Source organism: Massilia sp. DD77 (assembly GCF_036961685.1).
Lineage (GTDB): Bacteria > Pseudomonadota > Gammaproteobacteria > Burkholderiales > Burkholderiaceae_D > Telluria.
In genome coordinates, this window is record NZ_JBAMDH010000036.1 from 46,918 (window position 1) to 65,178 (window position 18,261).

16 protein-coding genes are annotated in these 18,261 nt (G+C 66.2%); 11 read left to right on the plus strand and 5 right to left on the minus strand.

The features are described 5' to 3' along the window. The first annotated feature begins 154 nt into the window (after positions 1-154). The 8 genes from gshB (at position 155) to V7778_RS20205 (ending at position 7,478) form a co-directional block, all read left to right on the plus strand. Positions 155-1,111 (plus strand): glutathione synthase, encoded by a 957-nt coding sequence (gene gshB, locus V7778_RS20170; protein ID WP_335558536.1) that lies wholly within the window; start codon positions 155-157, stop codon positions 1,109-1,111. A 1-nt stretch (position 1,112) separates the two neighbouring features. Then, complete coding sequence (locus V7778_RS20175) at positions 1,113-1,517, plus strand: PTS sugar transporter subunit IIA (RefSeq protein ID WP_335558537.1); 405 nt, start codon at positions 1,113-1,115, stop codon at positions 1,515-1,517. Positions 1,518-1,574: 57 nt separating this feature from the next. Beyond that, positions 1,575-1,844, plus strand: a complete 270-nt coding sequence (locus V7778_RS20180; protein ID WP_211521435.1) for an HPr family phosphocarrier protein — start codon at positions 1,575-1,577, stop codon at positions 1,842-1,844. 41 nt (positions 1,845-1,885) lie between these two features. Beyond that, positions 1,886-3,655, plus strand: a complete 1,770-nt coding sequence (gene ptsP, locus V7778_RS20185; protein ID WP_335558566.1) for a phosphoenolpyruvate--protein phosphotransferase — start codon at positions 1,886-1,888, stop codon at positions 3,653-3,655. Positions 3,656-3,698: 43 nt separating this feature from the next. Next, the gene (gene metX, locus V7778_RS20190; RefSeq protein ID WP_335558541.1) at positions 3,699-4,850 is read left to right on the plus strand and encodes a homoserine O-succinyltransferase MetX; all 1,152 of its coding nucleotides are present in this window, start codon (positions 3,699-3,701) and stop codon (positions 4,848-4,850) included. After that, positions 4,847-5,476: a methionine biosynthesis protein MetW gene (gene metW / locus V7778_RS20195; protein WP_335558543.1), complete on the plus strand. Its 630-nt coding sequence runs from the start codon at positions 4,847-4,849 to the stop codon at positions 5,474-5,476. The genes metX and metW overlap by 4 nt, the downstream gene beginning before the upstream one ends. A gap of 141 nt (positions 5,477-5,617) precedes the next feature. Continuing rightward, entirely contained in the window at positions 5,618-6,514 is an 897-nt protein-coding gene (locus V7778_RS20200) for a M48 family metallopeptidase (RefSeq protein WP_335558544.1), read from the plus strand. A gap of 13 nt (positions 6,515-6,527) precedes the next feature. Beyond that, on the plus strand, positions 6,528-7,478 hold the full coding sequence (locus tag V7778_RS20205; RefSeq protein ID WP_335558548.1) for a pseudouridine synthase: 951 nt from the start codon (positions 6,528-6,530) through the stop codon (positions 7,476-7,478). Here V7778_RS20205 and V7778_RS20210 read toward each other — a convergent pair. Further along, positions 7,475-10,828, minus strand: a complete 3,354-nt coding sequence (locus V7778_RS20210) for an Ig-like domain-containing protein (protein ID WP_335558550.1) — start codon at positions 10,826-10,828, stop codon at positions 7,475-7,477. The genes V7778_RS20205 and V7778_RS20210 overlap by 4 nt on opposite strands. A gap of 213 nt (positions 10,829-11,041) precedes the next feature. Further along, positions 11,042-11,812 (minus strand): exodeoxyribonuclease III, encoded by a 771-nt coding sequence (locus tag V7778_RS20215; RefSeq protein ID WP_335558552.1) that lies wholly within the window; start codon positions 11,810-11,812, stop codon positions 11,042-11,044. Between the two features lie 93 nt (positions 11,813-11,905). Here V7778_RS20215 and pyrE point away from each other — a divergent pair, with 93 nt between their 5' ends. Beyond that, positions 11,906-12,568 (plus strand): orotate phosphoribosyltransferase, encoded by a 663-nt coding sequence (pyrE, locus tag V7778_RS20220; protein WP_335558553.1) that lies wholly within the window; start codon positions 11,906-11,908, stop codon positions 12,566-12,568. A gap of 87 nt (positions 12,569-12,655) precedes the next feature. On the opposite strand, the gene gatB is transcribed toward pyrE, so the two are convergent. Genes gatB through gatC form a run of 3 tightly spaced genes read right to left on the minus strand, consistent with a single transcriptional unit; the run spans position 12,656 to position 15,932 of the window. Beyond that, the gene (gatB, locus tag V7778_RS20225; RefSeq protein WP_335558556.1) at positions 12,656-14,116 is read right to left on the minus strand and encodes an Asp-tRNA(Asn)/Glu-tRNA(Gln) amidotransferase subunit GatB; all 1,461 of its coding nucleotides are present in this window, start codon (positions 14,114-14,116) and stop codon (positions 12,656-12,658) included. 21 nt (positions 14,117-14,137) lie between these two features. Next, positions 14,138-15,607: an Asp-tRNA(Asn)/Glu-tRNA(Gln) amidotransferase subunit GatA gene (gatA, locus tag V7778_RS20230; RefSeq protein ID WP_335558558.1), complete on the minus strand. Its 1,470-nt coding sequence runs from the start codon at positions 15,605-15,607 to the stop codon at positions 14,138-14,140. A 25-nt stretch (positions 15,608-15,632) separates the two neighbouring features. Then, a complete protein-coding gene (gatC, locus tag V7778_RS20235; RefSeq protein ID WP_335558560.1) occupies positions 15,633-15,932 on the minus strand; it encodes an Asp-tRNA(Asn)/Glu-tRNA(Gln) amidotransferase subunit GatC in 300 nt (99 codons plus the stop codon). 323 nt (positions 15,933-16,255) lie between these two features. Between gatC and V7778_RS20240 the strand changes: the two genes are divergently transcribed. After that, positions 16,256-17,299, plus strand: a complete 1,044-nt coding sequence (locus V7778_RS20240) for a rod shape-determining protein (RefSeq protein WP_159696538.1) — start codon at positions 16,256-16,258, stop codon at positions 17,297-17,299. A gap of 97 nt (positions 17,300-17,396) precedes the next feature. After that, the coding region (gene mreC, locus V7778_RS20245; protein WP_335558564.1) for a rod shape-determining protein MreC at positions 17,397-18,261 on the plus strand (865 nt) is incomplete at its 3' end.

Genomic DNA, 18,261 nt, shown 5'->3' on the forward strand with positions numbered 1-18,261 from the left:
ACCGGGCCCAGGCTTGCGGGGACGCAGCCATGACTTTGTTCCCGCACAAAGTTGGGGATTGCATTTTGGCAGCAAATCCCGCCCGCCGGGGGCGGCAGCCGCGAGCTTTGGCGTTTCCAGCTAAAATCGATGCATTGCCCCTATTGGATGCACCATGAAAATCGCTTTTCTTGCCGATCCGCTTTCCGGATTCAAGATTTACAAGGATTCGACCTTCGCCATGATGCGCGAGGCGCACAAGCGCGGGCATGCCGTCTACGCCTTCGAGCAGCGCGACATGGCGCTCCAGGAAGGCGTCGTGATCGCGAACGTGGCGCGCATCCACCTGACCGGCGACGCCCGGGACTGGTACCGCGCCGACCCGGCCGAGACGGTGCAGCTGTCCAGCTTCGACGCCGTCATCGAGCGCAAGGACCCGCCCTTCGACATGGAGTACGTCTATGGCACCTACCTGCTGGAGCTGGCCGAGCGCCAGGGGGCCCGCGTGTTCAACCGTCCGTCGGCGATCCGCGACCACAACGAGAAGCTGTCGATCTGCCAGTTCAGCGAATTCACCTCGCCGACCCTGGTCAGCTCGAACCTGGCGCAGCTGCGCGCCTTCCACGCCAAGCACGGCGACGTGATCTACAAGCCGCTGGACGGCATGGGCGGCGCCGGCATCTTCCGCGTGCGCGAGGACGCCATGAACCTGGGCTCGATCATCGAGACCCTGACCGACAACGGCCGCCACACCATCATGGCCCAGAAGTACATCCCGGCCATCGTCAAGGGCGACAAGCGGGTGCTGGTCATCGACGGCAAGCCGGTGCCCTTCGCGCTGGCGCGCATCCCCCAGGGGACCGAGGTGCGCGGCAACCTGGCGGCCGGCGGCGTCGGCGTGGCCCAGCCCCTGACCGAACGCGACCGCCATATCGCCGAAACCCTCGGGCCGGTGCTGGCCGCGCGCGGGCTCTTGCTGGTAGGATTAGACGTGATCGGCGATTTCCTGACCGAGGTGAATGTCACCAGCCCCACCTGCTTCCAGGAGATCGCCGACCAGACCGGATTCGACGTGGCCGCGATGTTCATCGACGCGGTCGAGCTGCGCGCGCAGCAGGCCAGGAAACATTGACATGGTAGGCATCCTGCTCATGACCCACGCGCCGCTGGGCCAGGCATTCATCGCGGCGGTCGCGCACGTGTTTCGCGGGCCGACCGAACGCTTCGAGGCGATCGACGTGACCGCCGACCAGGACCCGGGCGAGGTCAACTGCCTGGCCAAGGAGGCGATCGCGCGCCTGGACGAGGGAGACGGCGTCCTGGTGATCACCGACATCAAGGGCGGCACGCCGTCCAATTGCTGCAATTCGCTGGCCGATGCGGGCCACGTGGAAATCATCGCCGGCATCAGCCTGCCCATGCTGCTGCGCGCGATCACCTACCGCCGCGACACGCTCGACGTGGTGGTGGAGATGGCGCTGGCCGGCGCCCAGAACGGCGCCGTGCGGGTCGATAACCGCATCCGGCTGGGTACTTGACCGGGCGAGTACTTAGGTTCGAGCTGAAGAACGAGACCAGACAACGACAACGAGAATATGATTCAACAGGAACTTGAGATCATCAACAAGCTGGGCCTGCATGCCCGCGCTTCCGCCAAATTCACGCAGCTGGCCGCGAAGTTCCAGAGCGACGTCTGGCTGACCCGCAACGGCCGCCGCATCAACGCCAAGTCGATCATGGGCGTCATGATGCTGGCTGCGGGCAAGGGCGCCAAGGTGCTGCTGGAAGCGGATGGCCCGGACGAGCAGCAATGCGTCACCGCGCTCGCCGGCCTGATCAACGACAAGTTCGGCGAAGGCGAGTAATGCCGCGCGAAGCGGCGCTCGCCCGCCATACGGGACCCTCGATGGCATCGTTCACGCTCCACGGTATTCCGGTCTCGCGCGGGATTTCGATCGGCCGCGCACACAAGCTCACGCCGGCCGCGCTCGACGTCAAGCACTACCTGGTGCCGGAAGAGCAGGTCGAGGCCGAGGTGCGCCGCCTGCAGGACGCCATCGCCAAGGTTCACCGCGACCTGCAGGAACTGTGGACCGACCTGCCGAAGGACGCTCCCACCGAGCTGGGCGCCTTCATCGACGTCCATGTGCTGATCCTGTCCGACCCGATGATCTCGGAAGCGCCGCTCGACATCATCCGCTCGCGCCACTACAACGCCGAGTGGGCGCTGGTGACCCAGATCGACGAGCTGTCGCGCCAGTTCGATGAGATCGAGGACGAGTACCTGCGCGAGCGCAAGCACGACATCCAGCAGGTGGCCGAGCGCGTGCTCAAGGTCCTGCTGGGCACCGCGCTGAGCGTGCCGCCGCTGTTCGTCGGCGAAGACCAGGCGCCGCCGCAGATGATCGTGGTGGCCCACGACATCTCGCCGGCCGACATGCTGGCCTTCCGCGACCGCGACGGCGGACCGCGTTCCTTCATCGGCTTCGTCACCGATGTCGGCGGCCAGAACTCGCATACCGCGATCGTCGCGCGCTCGCTCGACATCCCGGCGGCCGTGGGCATGAGCCAGGCCTCGCGCCTGATCGAGCAGGACGACTGGCTGATCATCGACGGCGACGCCGGCGTGGTGATCTGCAACCCGAGCCAGCTGGTGCTGGAGCAGTACCGCGCGCGCCAGAACGCCCTGATGAAGGCGCGCAAGCGCCTGCTCAAGCTCAAGAAGACGCCGGCCGTGACCAAGGACGGCACCGCGATCACCCTGCTGGCCAATATCGAGCTGCCGGACGACTGCCCGGCGGCGCTCGAGGCCGGCGCCAACGGCGTGGGCCTGTTCCGCTCCGAATTCCTGTTCATGGGACGCGGCGCGCAAGGCCTGCAGATCCCCAACGAGGACGAGCAGTTCGAGCAGTACCGCAAGGCCGTGCTGGCGATGAAGGGCCGCCCGGTGACCATCCGCACCCTGGACGTGGGCGCCGACAAGCCGCTCGACACCACCGAGCACACGGCGCTCAACCCGGCCCTGGGCCTGCGCGCGATCCGCTACTGCCTGGCCGAGCCGCAGATGTTCCTGGTCCAGCTGAGGGCGATCCTGAGGGCGTCGGCCTTCGGCCCGGTGAGAATCCTCGTGCCGATGCTGGCGCACGCCTTCGAGATCGACCAGACCCTGAACCTGCTCGAGCAGGCCAAGGCGCGCCTGCGCGAAGAGAGCGTCAAGTTCGACGAGAAGATCGAGGTCGGCGCCATGATCGAGATCCCGGCCGCCGCGCTGGCGCTGCCGATGTTCGTCAAGCGCATGGACTTCCTCTCGATCGGCACCAATGACCTGATCCAGTACACCCTGGCGATCGACCGCGTCGACTACGAGGTGGCGCACCTGTACAATCCGCTGCACCCGGCGGTGCTGCAGCTGATCGCCAACACGATCGCCACCGGCCACAAGGCCGGCCTGGATGTGGCGGTGTGCGGCGAGATGGCCGGCGACGTCAAGCTCACCCGCCTGCTGCTGGGCATGGGACTGCGCGAGTTCTCGATGCACCCGGCGCAGCTGCTGGCGGTGAAGCAGGAAATCCTGAACTGCGACCTGAACGCCATCACCAGCCGCACCCGGCGCATTCTGCGCATGATGGAACCGAGCGAGATCGCGGCCGCGGTCGAGCAGCTGCAGGCGCTCTGAACGCCGACGGGCGCCACATAAAAACACCACACGAAACACCTACATGGGATCTCTTGGAATAGTCACACCGCAGGCGATGCATTTTCCTGAGCCGCTGCGCCTGCAAAGCGGCGCGCAGCTCGGCGACTACACGCTGATGTACGAAACCTACGGCACCTTGAACGCCGACAAATCGAACGCGGTCCTGGTCTGCCACGCACTCAACGCCTCGCACCATGTGGCCGGCATGTACGCCAACAACCCGAAGAGCGCCGGCTGGTGGGACAACATGGTCGGTCCCGGCAAGCCGCTGGACACCAACCGCTTCTTCGTCATCGGCGTCAACAACCTGGGCTCCTGCTTCGGCTCGACCGGTCCGATGCACACCAATCCGGCCACCGGCAAGCCCTATGGCGCCGCCTTCCCGGTGGTGACGGTGGAAGACTGGGTGGCGGCCCAGGCGCGCCTGGCCGACCGCCTCGGCATCCAGCAGTTCGCCGCTGTCATGGGCGGCTCGCTGGGCGGCATGCAGGCGCTCTCGTGGAGCATCCAGTTCCCCGAGCGCCTGCGCCACTGCATCGTGATCGCCTCCACCCCCAAGCTCTCGGCCCAGAACATCGCCTTCAACGACGTGGCGCGCCAGGCCATCCTGACCGACCCGGACTACCGCGGCGGCGATTTCTACGAGCACGGCGTGGTGCCGAAGAATGGCCTCAAGGTGGCGCGCATGGTCGGCCACATCACCTACCTGTCGAACGACGACATGGCGGAAAAGTTCGGCCGCAAGCTGCGCAACGCCGCGGAAAGCGACGAGTACAAGTTTGACTTCGGCATCGACTTCGAGATCGAGTCCTACCTGCGCTACCAGGGCGACAAGTTCTCGGAATACTTCGACGCCAACACCTACCTGCTCATCACCAAGGCGCTCGACTACTTCGATCCGGCGCGCGAGCACGGCGGCGACCTGGCCAAGGCGCTCGAGGGTACGCGCGCCCAGTTCCTGGTGGCCTCGTTCAGCACCGACTGGCGCTTCTCGCCCGAACGCAGCCGCGAGATCGTCGAGGCCCTGGTGTCGAACCGGCGCAAGGTCAGCTATGCCGAGATCGACGCGCCGCACGGCCACGACGCCTTCCTGCTGGAGGATCCTCGCTACATGAACGTGGTGCGCGCCTATTACGACCGCATCGCCCAGGAATTCGCCGGGGAGGGCGCATGAATTTCAACGAACTCAACGCCCTGCGTCCCGACCTGGCCTTCATCGCCCATTGGGTCAACCCGGGCGCCCACGTGCTCGACGTCGGCTGCGGCGACGGCGCCATGCTGCGCTACCTGGAGCTGGACAAGCGCTGCACCGGCTACGGCATCGAGATCGCCGACGACAAGGTCCTGGAAAGCACCAGACGCGGCATCAACGTGATCCAGCACGACATGGAGCAGGGCCTGGGCCTGTTCGGCGACAACGCCTTCGACACCGTGCTCTGCCTGTCCTCGCTGCAGATGATGCAGCACGTCGAAGCCCTGCTGCGCGACATCGTGCGGGTCGGCCACGAGGCCATCGTTTCCTTCCCGAACTTCGCCCACTGGCCGCACCGCCTGGCCCTGCTCAAGGGCCGCATGCCGGTTTCGCGCGCGCTGCCTTACCAGTGGTACGACACCCCCAACGTGCGCTGCGCCACGATCTACGACTTCAAGGAGCTGGCCGAGGAATGCGGGCTGGAAGTGCTCGAATGCGTGGCCCTGGCCGAGGGCCAGCCGGTGACGCTGTTGCCCAACCTGCGCGGCAGCCTCGCGGTGTTTCGTTTGCGCAAAAAAGTCAAACCGGTCGTAACCGGCCATTCCTGAAACAGGTCTTTACACTTTATGTGCGGTGGCGGCTTGTCCGTGCTCAGTCCGTGGGCGAAGATGGCACCGTTGAGCGTGTTGCCCATCCCGTTTACTTTCTGAGAGGATAGTGCTGCCAAAAACAGCCTGTCGAAGATGAACATGAAGAAACTTAAGCAACTTGTCGTCTGCCTGTCCCTGGCGGGCATGGCCGGCGCGATGCCGGTAGCGGCCCAGGAAGCGCCGCAGGCCGAAGTCCAGGACGGCATCCGGGTCAAGCCGCTGTCGCGCACCCGCGTGCTGGTGCCGGAAGAGCAGCTGAACCAGGCCGCGGCCCAGCAGTACACCGCCATGATGAGCGAGGCCCAGCAGAAGGGCGTGCTGCTGCCGGCCTCGCACCCCGAGGTCAAGCGCCTGCGCGCCATCGCCCAGCGCATCATCCCGCACGCGCCGCGCTGGAACCAGTCCGCCGCCCAGTGGCAGTGGCAGGTCAACCTGGTGCAGTCCGAGCAGGTGAACGCCTTCTGCATGCCTGGCGGCCGGATCGGCTTCTTCAGCGGCATCCTGACGTCGCTGAAACTGACCGACGACGAGGTCGCGGCCGTCATGGGCCACGAGATCGCGCATGCGCTGCGCGAACACGGGCGCGAGCGCATGGCCAAGTCGAGCCTGACCGGCATCGGGGCGCGCGTCGGCGGCGCCTTGATCTCGGGCATCTTCGGGATCGACCCCAACATTACCGGCACGGTGGCCAACTACGCCGGCCAGATGCTGGTGCTGAAGTTCTCGCGCGACGAGGAACGCGAGGCCGACCTGGTGGGCCTGGACATCTCCTCGCGCGCCGGCTACGACCCGCGCGCCGGCATCGCCCTGTGGCGCAAGATGGCGGCGCTGGGCAAGCGCACCCCGCTCGAGCTCCTGTCGACCCACCCGGGCGGCGAGACCCGCATCGCCGACATCGAGTCGCACATGAACGTGCTGCTGCCGCTGTACGCGCGCACCAAGGGCACCAGCGCCAACAAGCTGCCGCCTTACCGCACCAACGTCGCGCTGCGTTGAAGGAAACGGTGTAATGGGTAGTGGAAGGAAGGGGCACCAGGCCGAAGCCAACGCCTACGTGCCCCTGCCGGTGCGCGACGGGGTCGCGCCCAGCTACCTGTGGCTGACCGAGACCCGCGCCGGCGGCATGCTGCGCTTCCTGTCCGAGCGCTATCCGGACGTGGCTTCGAGCTCCTGGGCCGCGCGCCTGGCGCGCGGCGAGATCGTCGACGCCAGGGGCGAGCCGCTGCGCGCCGACAGCCCGGTGCGCCAGGGCATGCGCATCTGGTACTACCGCGAGCTCGATCAGCCCGAGACCCCGATCCCCTTCCAGGAAAGGGTGCTGTTCATGGACGAGCACCTGCTGGTGGCGGACAAGCCGCACTTCCTGCCGACCATCCCCACCGGGCGCTTCTTGAAGGAGACGCTGCTGGTGCGCCTCAAGCGCGCCCACGACCTGCCGCACCTGGTGCCGATCCACCGCCTCGACCGCGAGACGGCGGGCGTGGTGATCTTCTCGCACAACCCGGACACGCGCGGCGCCTACCAGTCGATGTTCCAGAAGCGGGTGGTGAGCAAGACCTACGAAGCCCTGGCGGGCGTGATCGAGGGCCGCGACTTTCCCTTCACCTACCGCAGCCGGATGCGGGACGGCCTGGACCAGTTCTTCATCAGCGAGGAAGTGGAAGGCGAGCCGAATTCCGAGACCCTGATCGAACTGCTGGAGCGGCGCGGCCAGGTGGCGCGCTACCGCCTGCATCCGCACACCGGGCGCAAGCACCAGCTGCGCCTGCACCTGGCGGCGCTGGGCGCGCCGATCCTGAACGACGCCTTTTATCCGGTGGCGCTGCCCTGCAAGGGCGACGACTTCAGCGCGCCGCTGCAGCTGCTGGCGCGCTCGATCGGCTTCCCCGACCCCTTGACGGGGGAAACGCGCAGCTTCGCCAGCGCGCTGGCGCTGGACTGGCCGCCTGCCGCCGGCTAGGACGACAGCGAGAGGTCGAACTCGAGGAAGGGCGCCCCGATGATGGCGGCGTTGCCCGCCACATCCTGGATGGCGTCGCTGGACAGCTGCATATTGAACAGGCCGTTGAAGGCGGACATCGAGAACAGCAGCTCGTTATCCTGCGGCTTGCTCCAGTTGCCGCCGCCGGCGGTGAAGCTGGTCTTCAGGGACAGGTCCTGGTACATGTCGACGTTGCCGCCGGCCGCGAACACGATGGTCTCGTTGAAGGACAGCGTATAAGTGCGGCCGAGTCCATCGGCCGTGGCGGAGGCCGAGGTCGGCGCCGCCGTGTCGACCACCAGGGTCGTGCCGGACGAGATGTCGGTCTGGCGTTCGTTGCCGGCGTCGACCTCCGCGGCGGTGATGGTGTAGGTGCCGTCCGCCAGGGCCGACTCGTTCGCCACGGTGATGTCCCAGGTGCCGTCCGCGCGCGCGATCGTTTCGCCGATTTCGCTGCCGTTGGCGAGCAGCTTGATGGTGCGGCCGCCGACGGCGCCGCTGCCCGAGTAGGTCGGCGTGTCGTCGTTGGTGATGCCGTCGCTGCTGGATGCGCCGCTGTCGCTGGCTGCATCGAGCTGCGGCTTGCCGAAGGCTTCGATGGTCACTGTCAGCGACACCTCGGGGCCTTCCAGGCCGGCCGCGTCCCGCTGCCAGAAGCTCAGCGTGTGCACGCCCGCCGCCAGGTCCGTGTAGGGCTGCCATTCCCAGTCGCCGTTCTCGTCCACATACGCCGTGTCGTCGTTATCGACGCCATCGATCTTGATGCGGACCTGGGCGTCCGGTTCCGCGCCCGAACCCGTGATGAGCGGGTCGTTGATGCGGGTGATGCTGTCGTTGGCGGCGCCGGTATTGCTCTCCGCGGCCAGGGCGGGCTGGGGCAGCGCGCCGGGCGCGGTCTTGTCGACTTCGATGAAGTTGCCGTAGCCGTCGCCGAACACGGCGAAATCGATGCTGGCGTTGTCCAGGACGTTGCCGGCCAGGTCCCTGACATAGCCGACCAGGCCGTCCAGGTCGGCGACGCCCAGCTGGGCGACCTCGGCGTCGTCGGCGTCGACGGTATAGCGGAAGTGGATTTCGCGTCCGTTCTCGTCGAAGCTGACGAAGTCCGCGCGTCCGCCGTTGTTCATGTCGACGTAGTAGGAGAAGTCGCCGGTCAGCTCAATGGGTTCGTTGAAGGTGACCGAGAACTCGACCTCGTCGCCCACCGTCATCGCCTCCAGCCAGCCGGCATCGGCGCGCGTCGCCACCGGCGCCACGGTGTCGATGAAGCCGCCCGTGGTCTCGAAGCTCAGGCTGCCGCTGTTGAGGTTGTTGCCGGCGCGGTCTTCCAGGCCGGGCAGCCACATCGTCACCGAGGCGCCGGGCGGCAGGTGATGGTCGTTGGCCGGGATGGTGAGGGTCTTGCGGTCCAGGGACAGGTAGGCGTCGCTGAGCGGAATGTCCACGTAGCTGATCACACCGTTCTGGTCGATCTCGAGCTCGACCCTGGGTTCGCCGTTGGTGAAGTACACGGCCTCGTCGAACACCACCACCAGGCCGTCGGCGACGTCGAAGGGCGGCGGTGCGACGCCGGACGCGGGCGATTCGACGATGGCCGGCGCGGTGGTGTCGACCACCACGTGCCTGGCCGTCTGCAGCGGGCTGCCACCCGTGGTCGTGATGGCGGCGACCACATCGTATTCGCCTTCGTCCCAGTAGCCTTCGCCGCCATAGGACCAGAACAGCACGCCTTCGTATTCGTAGAAGTCGATTTCGCCGTTGTAGATGGTTTCGCTGCCGATGGTGAGCGTGAACGAGGACGTGTCGGCGAACTCGCCGAAGAAGAAGCCGGTGATGTAGCGCTGGGCGTCGCCGATCACGCCATCGTTGTCGAACACGCCGTTATCGTAGACGAACATCGTGGACGCGGCGGCGTTGACCGCGAACGAGGGCGAGGTGACGGCGCCGCTGCCGGCATTGCCCGCCAGGTCGGCGATCTGGTACAGCTCGACATCGAAGCTGCCGATGAAGGGTTCGGCGTCCGGGTCGTGCGAGGACAGCTTCACGGTCCAGGTCTTGCCGCCGTCGCTGCTTGCCAGGTCGGACAGGCTGGCGCCGTCGGCGTCGAGCGCATCCATCAGGCCTTCGGCCTGCACCGCTTCCGAAAACACGATGGTGGCGACGATGTCGTGGGCGGGGTCGACCGTATAGCTGTCAAAGCTGATCGATTCGACGCTGGGGCCGGTGAGGTCGTCCATGACGCGGGTGTCGACCGTGTAGCTGGCCGAGACGGCGCTGCCGGAACCGGCATGGCCGGCCTGGTCGAGCACCTTGGAGAGGTCGACGTGGAACTGCAGGTCGGTTTCGTACAGCAGGGGCGTGTTTGGCGACATCTTGACGGTCCAGGTCTTGCCGCCGTCGCTGGTGACCGGATTCGACAGGCTCACATGTGGAGCGGTGAACGCATCGGTGTCCAGGCCGATGACCGCTTCCGAGAAGGTGATCGTGACCTCGACCTCTTCGCCGGAGAGCAATTCGGTGTCCGGCAGCGTGATGGTGGCGGTCGGCGGCGCGCCGTCATCGACCAGGTAGGCGGCCGACAGGACAATGCCGCTGCCCGCGTTGCCGGCGGCATCGCGCACCTGGGCGAGGTCGAGGCTGACCTGGTTGCCGCTCGACGATACCGTGCCCGGGGTGGTCAGCGCCGCCTTCCAGATCGTGCCGTCGCCGACCGGACGCAGCGAACCGATGCCGGCATTCGCGGCCTGCAGCGCGTACGCCGGCAGGCTGGAGACCGGTTCCGAGAACACGATGGTCAGCTCGGCGCCGGCGCCGGTGGTCAGGGTACTGTTGGACAAGCTCATCGACTGCACCGAGGGACCGCCATGGTCGACCACGGTGAAGTCGACCGTGCCGGGCACGGTGACACCGGCGAAGCTGCGCAGGGTGGAACTGAGCAGGACGCCTTCGTTCATGAACACGTTGTAGGCATGGCCCTCGGCCAGGCCGCTGGCCTTGACGATCACATGGTTGCCCGACACCTGCAGGTCGCTGACGAGGATCTTGCGGGTGTCGTTGGCGCCGACGATGCGGATGGTGGGCAGGCCGCTGACCCGGTCGATGACGGTCTGGACCGCGCCATCGGTGAGGTAGACATAGCCGGCGCCCTTGGCCATCGCCGTCGAGAACTCCAGGTCGATCTGGGTGACCGATCCCGCCACGCTGGCATGGGAGCTCAGCAGCTGTACCGCCGCCGTGTCGATGGCCGCACCGCCGCCGCTCATGCTGCCGCTCATGACGGTGCGCGCAGTGGTCGGGAAGGGGGAGGCATCGGTGGTATGGTCGGTCATCGTTGGGCTCTGCGCTGAAAAAGCATTGGTATCCGGGCAACAGAAAATTCTCGCCGGAAATTGACAAGCAGATAGTATCAATAAAACAGGGGGGCGAGGCGCAGTGTGGCCGAGTTTGGGCGTTTTTACATCAAAACGGCAACACATCCCCCCGGAATGGGGGGGTTCCCATGAGCATGGGGAGGGGAGGGCGGCGCGGGCGCGCCGCCAGGATCACAGTGCGTAGTCGATGATCAGGGGCGCGTGGTCCGAGAAGCGTTCGTCCTTGTAGATCGAGACCGCCTTGGCGCTGGCCGCGATGCCCGGGGTGGCGACGTGGTAGTCGATGCGCCAGCCCACGTTCTTGGCCCAGGCCTGGCCGCGGTTGCTCCACCAGGTGTAGTCGGCGGCTTCCGGGGCCACCACGCGGTGCACGTCCACCAGGCCGAGTTCGTCGAAGATGCGGGTCATCCAGGCGCGTTCTTCCGGCAGGAAACCGGAATTCTTCTGGTTGCTCTTCCAGTTCTTCAGGTCGATTTCCTTGTGCGCGATGTTCCAGTCGCCGCAGATCACGACTTCGCGGCCTTCCGCCTTCAGTTCCTGCAAATGCGGCAGGAAGACTTCCATGAAGCGGAACTTGGCGAGCTGGCGTTCCGGCGAGGACGAGCCGGATGGGCAATACACCGAGATCACGGTCAGGTTGCCGAAATCACAGCGGGTGTAGCGGCCTTCGGCGTCGAATTCGGCGCAGCCGAAGCCGATGCGCTTGTTGTCGGGGGCCAGGCGGCTGTAGACGCCGGTGCCCGAGTAACCCTTCTTTTCGGCGTAGTGGAAGTGGCCGTGGTAGCCGTGCGGACGCAGGAAGTCCTCGGTCATGTCGGCTTCCTGGGCCTTGAGTTCCTGGACGCAGACGAAGTCGGCGTCCTGGCTGGCGAGCCAGTTGAAGAAACCTTTCTTGTGGGCGGAGCGGATACCGTTGAGGTTTGCGGAGATAATTCGTGGCATGTGGAGGACGGATTGACGGGGCAGGAGGACGGACGATGGCGCTGGCCGGGCCAGCGGATTAAAATACTGCCACTTTTTCTAGAGGGAGTTACCGTGAACAATTTGCGCCAAGAGTTTATCGCTTTTTCGGTCTCGACGGGAGTGCTGCGTTTCGGCGAGTTCACCACGAAGGCGGGGCGCCAGTCGCCGTACTTCTTCAACGCCGGCCTGTTCCATGACGGCGCCACCCTGGGCCAGCTGGCGCAGTTCTACGCCCAGACCCTGCTCGACTCGGGCGTGGCATTCGACATGCTGTTCGGCCCAGCATACAAGGGCATCACCCTGGCCAGCGCCACCGCGGTGGCGCTGGCCGGCAAGGGCCGCAACACCTCCTACGCCTACAACCGCAAGGAAGCCAAGGACCATGGCGAGGGCGGCACCATCGTCGGCGCCAAGCTCCAGGGCAAGGTGGTGATCGTCGACGACGTCATCTCGGCCGGCACCTCGGTGCGCGAGTCGGTCGACATGATCCGCGCCGCCGGCGCCGAACCGGCCGCGGTGCTGATCGCCCTGGACCGCATGGAGCGCTCGGGCAAGGATGGCGCGCTGTCGGACAACTCCGCAGTGCAGGAAGTGGCGCGCGAATTCGGCATCCCGGTGATCTCGATCGCCAACCTGGACGACCTGTTCGGCTATTTGTCGGGCCAGGCGGCCGATCCGCAGCTGGCGCAGTTCAAGGATGCGGTTGCGGCCTATCGAACCCGCTACGGCATTTGAAGTAGGGTCGGCGGCATAGCCGCCAACGCTACGGAGCGATAAAAAAAACCGGAGCATGCTCCGGTTTTTTCATGGCGCCGAGGCGAATCAGCCCGCCAGCTTCTTCTTCAGCAGCTCGGTCACCTGGGCCGGGTTGGCCTTGCCCTTCGAGGCCTTCATGGCCTGGCCGATCAGGGCGTTGATGGCCGCTTCCTTGCCGGCGCGGTACTGCTCGACCGACTTGGCGTTGGCGGCCAGGACCTCGTCCACGATCGCTTCCAGCGCGCCGGTGTCCGAAATCTGCTTCAGTCCTTTTTGCTCGATCACGATGTCGGCCAGGTGCTCGTCGGTGCTCTTCGCTTCCCACATGGCGGCGAACACTTCCTTCGCGGCCTTGTTCGAGATGGTGCCGTCCGCGATGCGCTTCAGGAGCAGCGCCAGCTGCGAGGCTTCCACCGGCGAATGGGTGATTTCCACGCCTTCGCGGTTCAGGGTCGAGGATACGTCGCCCATCAGCCAGTTGGCGGCCGCCTTGGCGTTTTCCTTGCCGGCCTTGGCCACCACGGCCTCGTAATAGGTCGCCATCGCCTGCGACGAGGTCAGGACCAGGCTGTCGTATTCCGGCAGGCCGTAGTCGCCGGTGAAGCGCGCGCGCATCGCGCCCGGCAGCTCCGGCATGTCGTCCTTGACGCGGTCGATCCAGTCCTGGCCGATCACCAGCGGCGGCAGGTCGGGGTCGGGGAAGTAGCGGTAGTCCTGCGCGTCTTCCTTGGTGCGCATCGAGCGGGTTTCCTTGCGGTCCGGGTCCCACAGGCGGGTCGCCTGGATCACCTTGCCGCCGTCCTCGATCAGTTCGATCTGGCGCCGCACTTCGTAGTGGATCGCTTCTTCCATGAAGCGGAAGGAGTTCAGGTTCTTGATCTCGCAGCGGGTGCCGAATTCCTTCTGGCCCAGCGGACGCACCGAGACGTTGACGTCGCAGCGGAAGGAGCCTTCCTGCATGTTGCCGTCGCAGACGCCCAGCCACACCACCAGCGAGTGCAGGGCCTTGGCGTAGGCCACCGCCTCGGCGGCGCTGCGCATCTCCGGTTCCGACACGATCTCGAGCAGCGGCGTGCCGGCGCGATTCAGGTCGATGCCGCTCATGCCGGCATAGTCCTCGTGCAGCGACTTGCCCGCGTCTTCCTCGAGGTGGGCGCGGGTCAGGTTGACGGTCTTCGTTTCCAGCTTGCCGTCCTTCTCGTAGGCGAAGCTGACGGTACCGCCCTGGACCACCGGATCCTCGAACTGGCTGATCTGGTAGCCCTTCGGCAGGTCGGGGTAGAAGTAGTTCTTGCGCGCGAAGACCGAGTGCGGCGCGATCTTCGCGCCCACGGCCAGGCCGAAGCGGATCGCGCGCTCGACGGCGCCGCGGTTCAGGACCGGCAGCACGCCCGGCAGCGCCAGGTCGACCGGGCTGGCCTGGGTGTTCGGCTCGGCGCCGAACTTGATCGAGCTGCCGCTGAAGATTTTCGAGTTGGTCGTGAGCTGCACGTGGTTCTCAAGACCGATGACGACTTCCCATTGCATAGTGTTCTCTCTTTCCTGTCCTCAGACGCCTTCCGGCGCGCGCTGGTGCCAGTCGGTCGCCTGCTGGTACTGGTGCGCGATGTTCAGCAGCTTGGCTTCGCCGAAGTAGTTGCCGATGATTTGCAGGCCGACCGGGCGCTTGCCGCCTTCGCCGCCGAAGCCGCAGGGCACCGACATGCCCGGCAAGCCGGCCAGGCTGGTCGACAGGGTATAGATGTCGGCCAGGTAGTTCGCCACCGGATCGTTCGCCTTCGAACCCAGGTCCCAGGCCACGGTCGGGGCCACCGGGCCCATGATCACGTCGCACTGGTCGCGGAACACGGCCTGGAAGTCGTCCGCGATCAGGCGGCGGATCTTCTGCGCCTGCACGTAGTAGGCGTCGTAGTAGCCATGGCACAGCACGTAGGTGCCGACCATGATGCGGCGCTGCACCTCGCGGCCGAAACCTTCGGCGCGGGTTTTGCGGTACATGTCTTGCAGGTCCTTGTAGTCGGACGCGCGGTGGCCGTAGCGCACGCCGTCGAAGCGCGACAGGTTCGACGAAGCCTCGGCCGGGGCGATGATGTAGTAGGTCGGGATCGACAGCGCGGTCTTCGGCAGCGAGATCTCGACCAGGCTCGCGCCCAGCTTGACGAATTCATCCAGCGCCGCGCGCACCGCGCCCTCGACGTCGGCGGCCAGGCCTTCGCCGAAGTATTCCTTCGGCACGCCGATGCGCAAGCCGTTCAGGGGCTTGTTCAGGTCGCGGGTGTAGTCCTCGCCGATATTGCCCTGGTCCGGGGTCAAGCTGGTCGAATCGCGCTCGTCGAAGCCGCTCATCTCGTTCAGTAGCAGGGCGCAGTCCTCGGCGGTCTGGGCGATCGGGCCGCCCTGGTCGAGCGAGGACGCGAAGGCGATCATGCCGAAGCGCGACACGCGGCCATAGGTCGGCTTGATGCCGGTGACGCCGCAGAAGGCGGCCGGCTGGCGGATCGAGCCGCCGGTGTCGGTGGCGGTGGCCGCCGGCGCCAGGCGCGCGGCGATCGCGGCGGCCGAGCCGCCCGAGGAACCGCCCGGCACGGCCAGCGGGTCCCAGGGGTTCTTCACCGCGCCGTAGGCCGAGTTCTCGTTGGCCGAACCCATCGCGAATTCGTCCAGGTTGACCTTGCCCAGGGTGACCATGCCGGCCGCCTTGAAGCGGTCGACCACGGTGGCGTCGAAGGGGCTGGCATAGCCCTCGAGGATCTTCGAGCCGGCGGTGGTACGCCAGCCGCGGGTGACGAAGATGTCCTTGTGCGCGATCGGCACACCGGTCAGCGGGCCGGCCGTGCCCTGCGCCAGGCGCTCGTCGGCGGCGGCGGCTTGCGCCAGGGTCAGCTCCGGATCCACGTGCAGGAAGGCGTTGTGGCCGCTGGCCTCGATGCGGGCCAGGTAGTGGCGCGCCAGTTCGGTGCTGGAGATCTGCTTCGAATGCAGGGCAGCCGACAGCTCTTTGATGGTCTTGGTATGCATGTGCGTGTCGATTCGTGAAAGCGGATTACTCGATGACCTTCGGCACCAGGTACAGGCCGTCCTGGGCCTTCGGCGCCGGCGCCTGGTAGTCCTCGCGGCGGTTGGCCTCGGTCACCACATCGTCGCGCAGGCGCAACGGCAGGGCCAGGATGGCGGCCAGGGGCTGTGCCAGCGGCGCCACGCCGCTGGTGTCGACCGCCTGCATCTGCTCGGCCAGCGCGAAAATGCCGTTCAATTCACCCAGCATGATCTCGGCATGGGCCTCGTCCATATCGAGCTGGGCCAGGTTGGCGATGCGTTTTACATCTGAAAGGGTCAGGGACATGATGTCGGGCGCGGCGCGGGCCGCGCGCAAAATGTGGTTGAGCGAATAATGAATGTTGGCAAGTTACCAGCCAACGGCGCGCTACAGCCGATAAAAGCTTGGAAACACCGCCGATCTCGCACTCGAATTGGGGGGTAAAAGCCCCTGTATTCGGCATGTAAACGTCAAATTATAAGGTAGAATGGCGGGCTAATGCGTTGTCGTGCCGAAAGCTGCTTACCGCACACGGCCGGCGCAGGACAAGACCGTGATGCCCGGGTGGCAGGCGCGGCAAGGACACCCCGATCAATGTTTAGGCGCAGCTCTTGCGCATCAGGACACACATGTTTGGTTTTTTACGCAGCTACTTCTCGAACGACCTGGCGATTGACCTCGGCACCGCCAACACGCTGATCTACGTCCGCGGCCTGGGCATCGTCCTGGACGAACCGTCCGTCGTGGCGATCCGCCAGGAGGGCGGCCCGAACGGCAAGAAGACGATCCAGGCGGTCGGCAAGGAAGCCAAGCAGATGCTGGGCAAGGTGCCGGGCAACATAGAGGCCATCCGCCCGATGAAGGACGGCGTGATCGCCGACTTCACGGTCACCGAGCAGATGCTCAAGCAGTTCATCCGCATGGTGCATGACTCCAAGTTCTTCCGCCCGTCGCCGCGCATCATCATCTGCGTGCCTTGCGGTTCGACCCAGGTCGAGCGCCGTGCGATCCGCGAATCGGCGCTCGGCGCCGGCGCCTCGCAGGTCTACCTGATCGAAGAGCCGATGGCGGCCGCGATCGGCGCCGGCCTGCCGGTGTCGGACGCGACCGGCTCGATGGTGGTCGACATCGGCGGCGGCACCACCGAGGTGGGCATCATCTCGCTGGGCGGCATGGTCTATAAAGGTTCGGTGCGCGTGGGCGGCGACAAGTTCGACGAAGCGATCGTCAACTACATCCGCCGCAACTACGGCATGCTGATCGGCGAACAGACCGCCGAGGCGATCAAGAAGGCCATCGGTTCGGCCTTCCCGGGTTCCGAAGTCAAGGAAATGGAAGTCAAGGGCCGCAACCTGTCCGAAGGCATCCCGCGCTCCTTCACCATCTCGTCCAACGAGATCCTGGAAGCGCTGACCGACCCGCTGAACCAGATCGTGTCGGCCGTGAAGAACGCGCTCGAGCAGGCCCCGCCCGAGCTGGGCGCCGACATCGCCGAGAAGGGCATGATGCTGACCGGCGGCGGCGCGCTGCTGCGCGACCTCGACCGCCTGCTGATGGAAGAGACCGGCCTGCCGGTGCTGGCGGCCGAAGATCCGCTGACCTGCGTGGTGCGCGGTTCGGGCATGGCCCTCGAGCGCATGGACAAGCTGGGCTCGATCTTCTCGTACGAATAAGTCGGGGTAGCAGGCCAGGGCGGGCAGGGCGCGCGGCGACACCGCGCGCATCTGCCCGCCTTGACATTCGCGGGTCGTATTTTCTTAACTAAGCGTCATGCAATACAGTCCTCCGCCGCTCTTCAAACAAGGCGCCCCGGCGCGTGTCAAGGTGATCGTGTTCGCGCTCATCTCGCTCGTGCTGCTGGTGGTCGACGCCCGCATGAACCTGCTGGCCGGCGTGCGCCAGGTCGCCGCCACCGTGCTGTATCCGGTGCAGATGGCGGCCCTGATGCCGCGCGACGCCCTGGGCTCCATGGGCGGCTATTTCTCTTCCCTCTCTTCGCTGCAGAAGGAAGTGCGCGAACTCAAGAACCAGCAGCTGATGCAGGCGCGCCAGCTCCAGCAGGCGCAGTTCCAGATGGCCGAAAACGCCCATCTGCGCCGCCTGATGGAGGCGCGCGAACAGCTGCCGGTCAAGACCCTGATGAGCGAAGTGCTGTACGACGCGCGCGACCCTTCCACGCGGCGCATCGTGCTCGACCGCGGCTCGCGCGCCGGTGTGGTGCTGGGCCTGCCCATCGTCGACCATGCCGGCGTGATCGGCCAGGTCACCCGCGTCTTCCCCTTCACTTCCGAAGTCACGCTGCTGACCGACAAGGAGCAGGCGATCCCGGTGCAGGTGCTGCGCTCCGGCCTGCGCAGCATCGCCTACGGCCGCGGCCAGTCCGGCCTGCTCGACCTGCGCTTCGTGGCCCAGGATGCCGACATCCAGGTCGGCGACGTGCTGGTCACCTCGGGCCTGGATGGCATGTATCCGGCCGGCCTGGCGGTGGCGCGCGTGATCCAGGTGGAAAAAGCCGCCGGCTCCTTCGGCCGCGTGGTCGGCCAGCCGCTGGGCGGCATCGACCGCAACCGCCAGGTGCTGGTGATCATGTCGCAGATGCCGCTGCCGCCGCGGCCCGCGCCGGAAGCCGCCAAGG